The 12,520-nt window shown below is 42.2% G+C and carries 14 protein-coding genes; 4 read left to right on the forward strand and 10 right to left on the reverse strand.

Annotated features, from left to right (window positions below):
• Positions 1-88: 88 nt before the first annotated feature.
• From GGQ95_RS09260 to GGQ95_RS09275, 4 genes are all read right to left on the reverse strand, one after another.
• A complete protein-coding gene (locus GGQ95_RS09260; protein WP_159719387.1) occupies positions 89-271 on the reverse strand; it encodes a sporulation YhaL family protein in 183 nt (60 codons plus the stop codon).
• 97 nt (positions 272-368) lie between these two features.
• Positions 369-1,313, reverse strand: coding sequence for a 3'-5' exoribonuclease YhaM (gene yhaM / locus GGQ95_RS09265; protein WP_183186663.1), 945 nt, complete (start codon positions 1,311-1,313; stop codon positions 369-371).
• An 89-nt stretch (positions 1,314-1,402) separates the two neighbouring features.
• The gene (locus GGQ95_RS09270) at positions 1,403-2,641 is read right to left on the reverse strand and encodes an ABC transporter permease (RefSeq protein WP_159719386.1); all 1,239 of its coding nucleotides are present in this window, start codon (positions 2,639-2,641) and stop codon (positions 1,403-1,405) included.
• Entirely contained in the window at positions 2,634-3,533 is a 900-nt protein-coding gene (locus GGQ95_RS09275; RefSeq protein WP_183186664.1) for an ABC transporter ATP-binding protein, read from the reverse strand. Before GGQ95_RS09275 ends, GGQ95_RS09270 begins: the two co-directional genes overlap by 8 nt.
• 153 nt (positions 3,534-3,686) lie before the next feature.
• Between GGQ95_RS09275 and GGQ95_RS09280 the strand changes: the two genes are divergently transcribed.
• The gene (locus GGQ95_RS09280) at positions 3,687-3,872 is read left to right on the forward strand and encodes a YhzD family protein (protein WP_066148059.1); all 186 of its coding nucleotides are present in this window, start codon (positions 3,687-3,689) and stop codon (positions 3,870-3,872) included.
• A 292-nt stretch (positions 3,873-4,164) separates the two neighbouring features.
• Here GGQ95_RS09280 and GGQ95_RS09285 read toward each other — a convergent pair whose 3' ends face one another.
• The 5 genes from GGQ95_RS09285 to GGQ95_RS09305 all read right to left on the reverse strand — a co-directional run bounded on the left by GGQ95_RS09285 (position 4,165) and on the right by GGQ95_RS09305 (position 9,023).
• Entirely contained in the window at positions 4,165-5,676 is a 1,512-nt protein-coding gene (locus tag GGQ95_RS09285; protein ID WP_236546393.1) for a coproporphyrinogen III oxidase, read from the reverse strand.
• Positions 5,677-5,782: 106 nt separating this feature from the next.
• On the reverse strand, positions 5,783-6,649 hold the full coding sequence (locus GGQ95_RS09290) for a Cof-type HAD-IIB family hydrolase (protein WP_066148056.1): 867 nt from the start codon (positions 6,647-6,649) through the stop codon (positions 5,783-5,785).
• A 92-nt stretch (positions 6,650-6,741) separates the two neighbouring features.
• The gene (locus tag GGQ95_RS09295; protein WP_044745626.1) at positions 6,742-7,095 is read right to left on the reverse strand and encodes a YlbF/YmcA family competence regulator; all 354 of its coding nucleotides are present in this window, start codon (positions 7,093-7,095) and stop codon (positions 6,742-6,744) included.
• A gap of 262 nt (positions 7,096-7,357) precedes the next feature.
• Complete coding sequence (locus GGQ95_RS09300) at positions 7,358-8,491, reverse strand: DUF445 domain-containing protein (RefSeq protein WP_159719384.1); 1,134 nt, start codon at positions 8,489-8,491, stop codon at positions 7,358-7,360.
• A gap of 121 nt (positions 8,492-8,612) precedes the next feature.
• Entirely contained in the window at positions 8,613-9,023 is a 411-nt protein-coding gene (locus GGQ95_RS09305; protein WP_044745624.1) for a hypothetical protein, read from the reverse strand.
• 100 nt (positions 9,024-9,123) lie between these two features.
• Here GGQ95_RS09305 and GGQ95_RS09310 point away from each other — a divergent pair, with 100 nt between their 5' ends.
• The 3 genes from GGQ95_RS09310 to GGQ95_RS09320 all read left to right on the forward strand — a co-directional run bounded on the left by GGQ95_RS09310 (position 9,124) and on the right by GGQ95_RS09320 (position 11,788).
• Entirely contained in the window at positions 9,124-9,303 is a 180-nt protein-coding gene (locus GGQ95_RS09310) for a hypothetical protein (RefSeq protein ID WP_044745623.1), read from the forward strand.
• 355 nt (positions 9,304-9,658) lie between these two features.
• A complete protein-coding gene (locus tag GGQ95_RS09315; RefSeq protein WP_159719383.1) occupies positions 9,659-10,564 on the forward strand; it encodes a PucR family transcriptional regulator in 906 nt (301 codons plus the stop codon).
• A 114-nt stretch (positions 10,565-10,678) separates the two neighbouring features.
• Entirely contained in the window at positions 10,679-11,788 is a 1,110-nt protein-coding gene (locus tag GGQ95_RS09320; protein WP_159719382.1) for an ABC transporter ATP-binding protein, read from the forward strand.
• Between the two features lie 320 nt (positions 11,789-12,108).
• On the opposite strand, the gene GGQ95_RS09325 is transcribed toward GGQ95_RS09320, so the two are convergent.
• On the reverse strand, positions 12,109-12,351 hold the full coding sequence (locus tag GGQ95_RS09325; protein ID WP_066148042.1) for a hypothetical protein: 243 nt from the start codon (positions 12,349-12,351) through the stop codon (positions 12,109-12,111).
• Positions 12,352-12,520 lie beyond the last annotated feature (169 nt).

The following is a 12,520-nucleotide window of genomic DNA, read 5'->3' on the forward strand; positions in this document are numbered from 1 at the left end:
ATATCGGAGCGCCATCCGCTTATATGGACCAAATGTTGATGTTGGCACATCAAGACGCTACGGATAAAAAATAAAATCCTTGTGCCTATCACAAGGATTGCTGCTGCCGGCGCATTTTTTCCTCTCGAATGCGCTGCATATAAATTTCTCCTTCTTTTTCAATGAAGGCTTCATCGATTTCTCTCTCTTTAGCCGCCGTTCTCACCGTCATGTACCCGCTAAAAATAATTCCAGAAATGACAATATAAATCCACCATGGCAAAGATAGCACATTCTTCCCCCCTATCTACTCAGCTTGTCTTATTTCCACTATATGATCCAACGATCGTTTTTATGCAAAAAAACAGAAGCGATCTGCTTCCGTTCTGTTATTTTTGAAATGTCGGCTTATAAAATGAACGGTTGTCCAACGCAAAAATCCGTTCGGTAAACTCTCCGGGCTTCACTTTTTCCAATGCGCGATCAATCATATTCATTTTCGCATCTAAATTATCAATATAATGAAGAATCTCTGCCTCTTTCACCATTGGCGGCTTCGGACTCCCCCACTCTGCTTTTCCGTGGTGGCTCAGCACCATATGCTGCAGAATGACGACTTCCTCGCCAGCAATTCCAAGATGCTCAGCCGCCTTGCCAATTTCGCCTACCATAATCGAAATATGTCCAAGTAAGTTTCCTTCAAGCGTATAGGTCGTAGAAATAGGCCCTGATAACTCAATCACTTTACCAAGGTCGTGCAAAATGACTCCCGCGTATAGAAGATCCTGATCCAGCGATGGATAAAGGCGAGCGATCGCTTTTGCCAAATCAAGCATCGAAACAACATGATAGGCAAGACCGGAAATAAATTCATGATGGTTTTTCGTAGCTGCCGGATACTCCAAAAATTTGCTTTCATACTTTTTGAGCAAATGCCTCGTAATGCGCTGGATATTCGGATTTTTCATTTCAAAAATATACTGCGTGAGTTTCTCCATCATTTCGTCCCGCTTCATTGGCGCAACTTCAAGAAAATCGGCGATCCGTACCGGATCCGCTTGATTGGCCGGGCGAATATTGCGAATTTTAAGCTGTGTACGTCCCCGGTAGTTGCTAATATCTCCGAATACTTTGACAATGCTTTCCGGCACATACACATTTTCATCTTCTGATGAAGCATCCCATAGCTTTGCCTCAATTTCGCCTGTTTTATCTTGCAAAATAAGAGTTAAAAACGGCTTCCCGTTACTTGCGATCCCTTTGGCAACAGATTTTATCAACAAATAAACATCGACTTGTTCTCCGACTTCGTAATGAATAATCCCTTTTGCCAAGCCATTCTCCTCCGTTTCCGTATTTGCCTATCGTCTAGTATACCATATCCAGCTTAGGCAAAAAATAAGACCTTGCTTAAAGCAAGATCTTATTTCTTCGTTAGCTCAAGCGCTTTTTTCATATCTTTAAGCGAAGTCGATTTCCCATACATTAAAACGCCGCCACGATAAATTTTCGATCCTAAAAAAGCAAACAACACAATCGTTCCGATTAACAACACAAGGCTCAGCGCTACTTCCCAGAAAGGGATATTCAGCATGCCGATCCGCAGAAGCATAATCATCGGTGTAAAAAACGGGATAAAGGAAGTCACCGTAATAAACGAAGTTTCAGGAGCATTCAAGCCAAACATCGCAATTAAAAAAGCGGCAATGACGAGCATGGTGACCGGCATAACGACCTGCTGCACTTCTTCCGCACGGCTGACCATAGAGCCAAGAACGGCAAATAACGTGGCATATAAAAAGTAACCGAGCAGGAAAAGGACGACAGCATAAACGAGCGTCGAAACCGGAAGATGTTCAAAGCCTAAAAGCTGCAATAGCTCTTTTCCACTGCTTTTCAAGGAGCTAAAACCAATCGCAAATAAAACCAAAAACTGTGTCAAACTGAGGAGAGCCACTCCAATAATTTTACCGAACATTTGCTGAACGGGAGGAACGCTGGAAATCAGAATTTCCATAATACGTGATGATTTCTCGGTCGAGACCTCTGAAGCGATCATCGATCCATACATAAGCACGAACATATACATGGCAAACACTAAAACATAAACAAGTCCTCTTGCTTGATTTAATTCCTCTTCCGTTTTCGCGTTTTCCTCCAACGCGATTTTTTGGAACGACACCGGCTCATACAGCTGCGTTATTTGCTCCTGCTTTAAGCCGATTTTAGCCGTCGCCATCGCCGTTTTGATTTGCTGAAGCGCTTCTTTTACTTGATCGGATGTATCGCTATCGGCAACCGTCTTCGCATAATATACCGCTTCAGGCAACTGCTTATCATCATAAGCAATTTTTAAAAAAGCTTCCCATTGACCGCTCTCTACCTTTTGCTTCGCCGCTTTCTCCGATCCTTGAAAGAATTCCAGGCTGATCTTTTTGTCGCCTCTTTTTTCAAGCTGCGCCTTCAACGGCTTATACATCTCCTCCGTTTGATCCATCACCGCAATCGTTTTCTTTTCATTTTTGTTAAAAAAGTCAATAATGTGGGTGATATTCGTCACTCCAAGAATGAGCAAAGAGGTAATCGCAGTCGTAATAATAAACGATTTCGATTTCAGTTTTGTGATATACGTATGCCATAGGACAATCCAAAATTTATTCATATGCCGCACCTACTTTTTCAATAAAAATGTCATTCAAAGAAGGTTCCTCTAAAGCAAATTTCCGAATAAACCCTTTGTCGGCAATATGGGCCAGGATGTGTTGGGAAACGTCTTCATTTTCCACCTGCAGATGGATTCCTTCCGCTGTTTGCTTTGCTTTCATGACTCCCGGAAAATGGCGCAGCTCATCAAGCGGAAAATCGGCATGAATGATAATATTTTTTTTGCCAAAGGATCGCTTAATCTCTTTCAGGGCCCCGTGGACTACCGGCTTGCCGCGATGCATAATACACAAATATTCACACAACTCCTCCACATGCTCCATGCGGTGGCTTGAAAATACGATAGTAGCGCCATTATTTTTTAAATCAAGCACCGCCTCTTTCAACAGTTCCACATTCACAGGATCAAGGCCGCTGAACGGTTCGTCCAAAATTAACAGCTTCGGTTGATGCAAAATCGCAGCAATAAATTGAATTTTTTGCTGATTTCCCTTTGACAATTCTTCTACTCTTTTTTCCGCATATTCAGGCACTTTAAAACGGTCGAGCCATTTTTCCATTTCTTGAATGATCGTTTGCTTATCAAGGCCGCGCAGCCTTCCTAAATAAATAAGCTGTTCCCTCACTTTTAATTTTGGATACAGGCCTCGTTCCTCCGGCAAATACCCAATTAAATGGCTTTTAGCGTATGTAATGGCTTCATCGTTCCATTGGACCGCTCCTGACGTTGGCTCAAGCAATCCTAAAATCATGCGGAATGTCGTTGTTTTACCCGCTCCATTTGCGCCAAGAAATCCAAACATCTCTCCTTCCGGAATACTTAACGTAAGGTGATCAACCGCAGTCACATTTCCAAAACGTTTCGTTACCTGCTCGAGTCGTAAGCTCATCGCTACTTCCCCCAATTTTGAAATAAAAGATAAAATTTCCACATTATATTACACGTTTTATGTTATCGAAAAGTTTCACATTTGAGAAGGAAATTTTCAAAAAACAGCAAAATATTTAATGTTCATTCATTATTCAGCAAAGGAGGAGCGATCGTGCCGACATTTACTTTAACTGCTTTTGATAAAAATGGAGAGACCCTATTAAACGAAACATTTGAAGCAGACAATGAAGAAGAAGCTAAAAAAATCGGCGAGCAAAAGCTGCGTGAACATAACTGTTACGATAAAACGCATCGTTGCACGACCTCAAGCGGAAAATTGATTTTGTTTCATCGTTAATGACAAAAACCCCGAAACATTCGGGGTTTTTTCCGTTTCATACCACTGTCCATCGTGTTTATTTGACGTGAATCGTCACCGTCCGCCATGACGCGTTCATGTTATGGTTCGACAGCTGGGCCGATCCTATATTCCCGTTTTAACAAATCGCGCGGGCAAACGATACGTTTGTTTTGAAGTGTGTGTCCGGGCCGCAAGCGGACGGTTCTTGCCCCACAGTCGCAAATATAAACAAAAAGCGGGTTTCCGATTTTAACGGATGCCCGCTTTCCGCCATATTTACGCAGAACGTTTAACGAAACAACTCGTCCATCATTTTCAGTTTTTCCTCTGTATAGTGTACAAAGTTTTCATTATATACTTTCGGTTCTTTCGGATTAGCAAAACGGGTAATCGCTCGCGTTTTCGGGTGGACAAATTTGCTTGATGCCCCACATCCGAGACCGATAATCGATTGTTGCTCTTCCATAATCATAATGTTATAAAGGCTTTCTTGTCCCGGAAGCGCATACCCTACATTTTCTAGATTACCGAGAATATTTTTCTGGCGGTACAAATAATAAGGTACATAGCCATGACGCTTTGTCCATGCTTCGGCGTTTTTCATCATCGTCTGAATCTCTTCACGGTCGGCCACTCTGTATTTTTCTTTGTTTTTTGTCATTTCTGACGCCCGTTTAAACGACAAAGTATGGACCGTCAATGACTCAGGCAGCAGCTTTTCTGTTTGCGCAAGTGTGTAGTTAAACTGTTCGATTCCTTCTCCCGGAAGACCGATAATTAAATCCATGTTAATGTTGTTCATCCCCATCTGGCGCGCCAAATGAAATTTTTCCACCGTCTCTTCAACCGTATGATGCCGGCCGATCGCTCTCAGCGTTTCCTGAATATAGGATTGCGGGTTGATGCTGATGCGGTCGATGTTCCACTTTTTAAGCACCTCCAGCTTTTCCGGAGTGATCGTATCCGGTCGTCCTGCTTCTACTGTTATTTCTCGGACGCGTTCCATATTTGGGAACGATTGATACATCTGCTCGTATAATCGATCCATTTCTTCAGCAGTTATACTGGTTGGAGTACCGCCGCCGTAATAAATGGTCGTAATATTGACGCCGCGCTCCTTTAAAAACTGTCCGACTTCTTTTATCTCATAATGGAGACCAGCTAAAAAGGCATCAACCGAGCCTTGGCGTCCATTAATCGCATAGGCTGGAAACGTGCAATACGCACACTTTGTCGGACAGAATGGGATGCCGATATAAATGCTTACTTCATGGGCAAGGTCATATAAATCGGGGACAACGGTTAGTTGCCGATCCACAATTTTTTGCATCAGCTGAATTTTTTCTTCGGTTATTAAATAATCTTCTCGAAGCTGGCGATGCGCTTCCGTTTGTGACAGACCTGACCGCAATTTTTGGTGCAGCAGCTTAATCGGGCGCACTCCGGTTAAAATTCCCCATTGCTGAATCATTCCCGTATATTCTTGAAAAAGTGTTAGATAAACATGAAAAACCGCCTGTTTCCATTGTTTCAGCCGCGCTTTCTCGTCGTGGCACAAACGCAAATCTGTTTGATAATCATGCTTCCATTCATGCCCGCTGGCCGTTTCAATGAGCATCCCGTTCACGATGCCCATTTCTTCTCCATGCAGCGAAAAGGTGGCAACTATATCAGCAGCGGAAGAAGCTGGTTCAAATAATAACTCATATTCTTCAAAAAATAATCCTGTTATCACTTCAAGCGGGCGCTTAATTTGTTCCAAGGCATGTAATCCGTAAATTTGAATGCGCAATGATATCACCTTTCTACGTCAAACTTATTTAAGTGTACAGAAGGCCGTTTATGCTCGTCAAGTGACGATTATTTCCGAACATCATAAAAGGCTGAGATTTCATCTCAGCCCCCTTTCATCGCTTCATTTTCAATTTATGCAAAAACTCTGGACGCTGCTGCTTGCGAAAATGCTCTTTAATCATGTAAGCAACCCCGAGCTGTTCGTTAGAACGCGTAATCCAGTCCGCTGCCTTTTTGACCTCAGCAGGCGCATTTCCCATTGCCACTCCTAATCCCGCCGCTTCAATGGCTTGAATGTCATCGATTCCATCACCAATGACAACCATTTCTTTTAATGAAATTCCTAAAACATCCCCAAGTCTTTTGAGTCCATCTAGCTTGGAGACACCGCTTGGCACAATTTCTACTTTTCCATTCGGATGTTCAATCATATCAACCGTTGGAAATTCCTGTCCTAGAAGAGAAGTCACCTCTTTTTTCTCTTTTTCATTGGCAAAATATACGTCAATTTTAGGAACAGCAATTGGATCATCGCGCAGAACATCACTTAGCGAATCAACAAATTGAGTTGGATAAAAAAACGGATCTCCAGAAGACAGCACGGTTTTTACCACCAATTGCTTCTGAACCTTTTTACGATTTCCAAGCGAGTATCGTTCATGCATGAGCCGAACATTGCATGAATAATTTTCCAAAATTTGCACAATATTAAATGTCCGTTCCTCTGGAATGGTCGCCTCATATAATTTCTCATTTAACGATTTTCCGATGATCGCTCCTTGAAACGTGATAATCATCGTATTTAATTTTAACGATTTCGCTATTTTTCGCGCTGATAGCAAATTTCGCCCGGTCATTAATGTCACATATACTCCTTTTCGTTTGACAAATTCCACTGCTTCCTTTGTTTCCTTTTGCAGACGCCCATTCTGTTTTAAAATCGTCCCATCGATATTAAGAGCAAGTAATTTATAAGACAAAGCAGCTTCCCCCTTTTCATGTTGTCACACTTGCCTATCACATAGCTATGACAAGTAGGATAAAAAAAGAACACTCAATTGAGTGTTCTCCCTTATTCAGCAAATGAGCGATATAATTCTTCAAGCGGTTTCATGATGATTTGGTTCATGTCGGCAATTGTCATGCTCATGCGCTGTTCAAGCGCCATAAGAGTTGATAATTTTTCATTTTGCTGTGTCAGCGCCATTGCTTTTTGTGCTTGTTCCACTTCTTCTGGAGAAATGGCCGCTCCCGTAAACTGCTTTTCGTGTAGCTGCAGCTGCAATTGCCGGAAATGATTAAACATGCGATAGGCAGTTTCATCGCGACGCACCGCTTCATACGCCCGCTTGAGCTGCTGGAAATCCTCGCTCGTGCGAATCGCCTGCTCTAATTGTTGAGCCAGTGTATACAATGAATTGGACATAAAATAGCCTCCTAAAGATAAAAATTACGGTTATTCCTAAACATATGCGCTCCTAAAAAACAATATGACACCAAGTGATCAAGCGAGCTCCTCAGCCCATATATAACGGATGAATGAGTGGGGCGTCCGATCCCTTGCCGAATGGATGGCAAGAAAATGAAAACATATCACTACTGTTGGGGATTCCATTCATTTGCTAAAAAACAAACTGATAGGGCTTAACGTCAGCTTTTTTGCTTCTTCCTAATATTAACGCGACCTGCTAAAACCACAATCCGACAATCGCTTGAAAGATTCCGATGATTCCTCCCAAGAGCGCTCCTAAATACGTAATCATCTTAAATTCGCGCTGTGAAATTAACAGAATCATTTGCTCAAGACGTTCAACAGGAAATTTTTCCACTTCTTTACGAACAATATCAGCGACTTGCAAGCGTTCGATAAGCGCTTCTACTTGACCAATAATCCATTGCCGCGCTTTCTCTATTGACTTTGGAATCCATTCATTGATAATAGGCTCACGATACATAGCTGCAAGATCTGCTACTTTTTTCTCCCATATTTCATTTTGATGAATGGCTTTTATCACCCAATTGCGCAGCGACTGCTGAATCCGTTCTTTCCCAATAAAAGCTTCCGCCTCTGCAACAGAAGCGGCGGACCATTTGTGCCACTCATCCAATAAAAGCTGGGCTAGCATTTGTCTTGTCCCTTGATGTTTAAGAAATTTAATCACTTCTGGCTGGACTTTGTCAACAAGATTTACATTACCTAGAAACATTTGCAGCATGTTTCCCAACATGCCGCGACCAATAAAAAATTCGTCAATCATTTGGGCAATCCGTTGTTTTCCATCCTCACTTTGAAAATAGCTGAGCGCCCGATCTGCGATATAATCAGCAAAAGCACTTACCCTTTTCTCTACTTGAACGCGCACCTCAGCTGGCAGGACATCATAAATCCTTTTATTTCTTAAAGGAGCTAGTGAGCTTTCATACGTATCTTCGAGCCATTGTGCTATTTTGGCATCAATCCATTCTTTCGGGGCTCTCATGCCAAGCTGGCGAAGCAGCCCGTCCACTGTTTGCTCGCTGCTCAGCCAACGATCGGCCAACTGTTGTCCCCATTGAATCACACCGTCTATCAGTTCAGCCTCCATCAACTTGCGGCGAATTCCTTCCGCTGTCAACAGATGCTCTACTACCATTTTCCCTAACTGATGCGCCAGTTCTTCACGCCGCTTTGGGATTAACCCTGGTGTAAAAGGAAGGCGTTTTCCATAGACATAAATCGGCTTATACGGACGAAATAGCATTTTTATCGCTAGCGCGTTAGTGACTCCTCCGATAATCGCACCAGCAGCAACCATAAACAGCACATACAAAACGGTTTCCATCTTCCTTCCTCCGCTCTGATGTTTACTTATTTGCCTAATGTCTCATTATATCGTTTGTTCGGTGAAAGCGCAAATAGGTGACAACGGAGGAAAAGATGGTCGATCATTTCTTGCACCAGCTTTATATAAGCTGTGCTTGTTCTCTCTCTTTCTGCATCCACTGAAAAAAACAACGGCTATGTTCCAATGAATGCGTTAGCGCTTGCTCTGCCGCATATTTCGGTGCTTTCGCGAGCTGAGTGTACATGCGATAATACAGCATGTTTTTTTCTATCTCATGAAAAAACAAAGCTGCCACCATTTCTTCAACGTGCTGCACAGCTTGACCTTTATCATTTAAGGCTCTTTCATACGGAATTCCTCTTGATACCATAAATAAATATTTCCATATTTCATGCTGTTTTTGTTCTTTCGCGATATATGAAGTCAGCCATGACTGCCATTGTTCATCACATAGTTTCTCTAACAATTGCTCCGCTAATTGCCATGTCACAAATGTAGCGCGAATCGCTTGTTCTAGCATATCCAACATATTTTCCCTCCTACTATGCTTGTCCATTTGCCTTCATATATATGAATGAAGGAGTTTATATATGACAAAATAAACTTAACAAGCAAAGGAGGGTGGGAAGATGGATCACAAGCATCAAAAAGATTCCTGTCACGAAGGACGCGATAAATATTACATGGACATTGATCGCATGATTAATGAAGGAATGGCAGGAGGTTACGTACATGCGCGCCATGAAGCAACAAATATTGAAGAAGCACATGAGCTAATAGAAGAAGAACCGCCACATGAAATAAGCTAAAAGCAGATGCCGATTTTCCTTTTTACAGGGAAAATCGGTTTTTTTGTATAATAAACAATAGAAGACTGACGGCGAAAATAAGGAATCGGGCCAAGATAAAATCAGAATATGACCACCATAGCTGAGGGATTTTATCATTTCCCTAACACCGCGATATCAGTTCAACTGGCAACTAAAATAGATTTTCTCCGGAGTCTCGACGATCAGATAAGCCTGCTTCATTATCCAAAGACTGAAGCACCATCACTTCCATTCATTCGACTGTGAAATGGTCCATTGTTCCGCCATAGGTCCGTCAAAAAACAATAGGCTCCATCCAAAAGTTAAAACTATGACAAAGAAAGGAAGGCGCACAATGCTCGAACAATTAAAAGCTCATTTTAAAGATGCGCTGCTCATCAATGAACAAACAGAACAAATGGATAAATATGAATGGTTTTATACAAAACAAGGAGATCGAATCGGTATTTTAAAAAAAGCACTGACCGAGCGGGAAAAACAGCTGTTGTCCATCTTCTTTATCCCTATGCTCCAGAATCAGCGGCTACTGACAAAAGAGGAATTCGCTTGGCATTGTTTTGTTATCCAAGGAGATGATACACCGCTTCGCCTTCTTGATAACCACTCTCCTTATTACCGCTTTATTCACTTTCAAACCAAACAAACTGCAATAGATCAAGCGGACTTCCACGAAGCAATAGCCGGTTTGCTTGATGAAACATTTATGATTATTTGGGAAAATGAATATGGGGGAGTGATTATAGAAAAGCGACTCAGCCAGGTGGAAAAGCATCTTCCGTTTCTTGAGATGATCGATACCCTTTCAAGTGATTTTTATGTAACGCTCCATGTATTCATTGGCCAAACACATCCAAATCATCATGAGCTTTATCGCCATTTTCGCCTTGAAAAACAATATTTCCACTGGGCTAAAACATACATTCAAACACAAACCGTTTATACGATTGAAGATATATTGCCGATCGCATTGATTCATCATCATCCAGATTCGGAAACCATTCAACATCTCCGCTCCATCGTTCATAGCATTGATGATGAATTGCTCGAAACCATCAAAGTATTTTTTCAATGCAATTTAAATGTTTCATCGGCTGCCAAAAAACTTTATATGCACCGCAACAGCCTGCAGTACCGCCTCGATAAATTTATCGAAAAAACAGGAATCGATATTAAACATTTTAAAGGCGCGGTCGCTGTTTATTTAGCCATCTTAGCAACTGAATCCATAAAGAATCACTAATTCATCACGCTGCCTAAAATCTTCGCTATTTTTTGTGCACATTGTCCATTTACGCCTTCCGCTATTTTCCGTATGATGAAGAAAAAGTGAAAACGATTTCGCGGAGGGATTCAAATGGCTGAGCTTCGTTTAGAGCATATTTACAAAATCTACGATAATAACGTAACGGCTGTAAAGGATTTTAATCTCCATATCCAAGAAAAAGAATTTATTGTCTTCGTTGGCCCATCAGGATGCGGAAAATCGACAACGCTTCGGATGATTGCTGGCCTTGAGGAAATTTCAAAAGGCGATTTATATATTGACGGCAAGCGCATGAATGACGTAGCTCCAAAAGATCGCGATATTGCCATGGTGTTTCAGAACTATGCGCTCTATCCGCATATGAGCGTTTATGACAATATGGCATTCGGATTAAAATTGCGCAAATTCCCAAAAGCAGAAATTGACCGTCGTGTTCGCGAGGCTGCCCGCATTCTTGGACTGGAACAATATCTTGATCGCAAACCAAAGGCTCTATCCGGTGGTCAGCGCCAGCGCGTTGCCTTAGGGCGCGCCATTGTCCGCGATGCCAAGGTGTTTTTAATGGACGAGCCGCTTTCTAACCTTGATGCTAAGCTTCGGGTGCAAATGCGCTCAGAAATTGCAAAATTGCACCAACGCCTAGAAACAACTACCATTTATGTAACACACGATCAAACTGAAGCCATGACGATGGCTACCCGCCTTGTTGTCATGAAGGATGGCGTCATTCAGCAAGTAGGCACGCCAAAAGAAGTATATGAAAAGCCGGAAAACATTTTTGTCGGCGGCTTTATCGGATCGCCGGCCATGAACTTTTTACGAGGAACACTGGAAGATGGCCAATTCGTAACCGGTTCCGTCACGATCGGCATTCCTGAAGGAAAAATGAAAATGCTGCGCGAACAAGGATATGTAAATAAAGAGGTCATCTTAGGCGTTCGCCCAGAAGATTTCCATGACGAGCCTGTGTTTATTGAAGCTTCACCAACTACGAAAATAATCGCAAACGTCGAGGTGGCGGAATTGCTCGGTGCTGAAACGATGGTTTATTCGCAAATCAACGGCCAGGAGATCGTTGCTCGCATCGACGCTCGTACAGAAATTAAACCAGGCGAACAAATCGAGCTGGCCCTCGATATGAATAAAGCCCATTTCTTTGATACTGAAACGGAACAACGCATACGGTCCAGCAATGAATAATGCCCTTCAATATCTGCCGCATCAATAGGGAATTTAAGCGGTCTTTTAGCCGTCAAATGTTTCAGCCCAATCGCATGATGAATGAAGCGGCTCAGTTGCGGTCATGAGAAACAGGCCAAATATCCAAGGCAAGCCCGTCACTTGTCTCCAGCTATTGAAACCATTCCTCATCATATAGTCAGACGGAAGACAAAGCCCACATAAACTTTGTCTTCCGTCTTTTTACGCATCATCCATTCATGCACTGCGCTTGACAAACAAGGACAGTGGTACAGAATTCAAATGTTGATTATCAGTCTGCCCTCTTCATGAAGCAGATGTCACTCTTTTATAAAACGGACCTCCTCTATTCGACATTGAGGACAATAAAACAAATGAACACATTCATGATGTTTCAACGTCATTGGATATCCATCCACTTTTTTCATCGTATCAATCTCCATATATGGGCTATAATCATCAAAGTAGTCTGTTATTTTACCGTGATCCTCCAAATCTGTCCCACAGTGGGAACAAAAAAAGATTCGTTCTCTTAATCCATTGCAAAGCGGACAAATATTCATCTGTGCATCCTCCTGTTGAAAAGCTACCTCTTCTCAATATTCCCAAATAAGCATAGATAGATGTACTCGTGCTGCTAGTTAGCCATTGAACGCAACAATGATCGATATCACTTTGATCTCTATATTTCTCCTCTATGTGAACAGAGCATAATTCATGGCATCAGCAAAA

Origin of the sequence: Anoxybacteroides rupiense (assembly GCF_014196195.1) — a bacterium.
Lineage (GTDB): Bacteria > Bacillota > Bacilli > Bacillales > Anoxybacillaceae > Anoxybacteroides > Anoxybacteroides rupiense.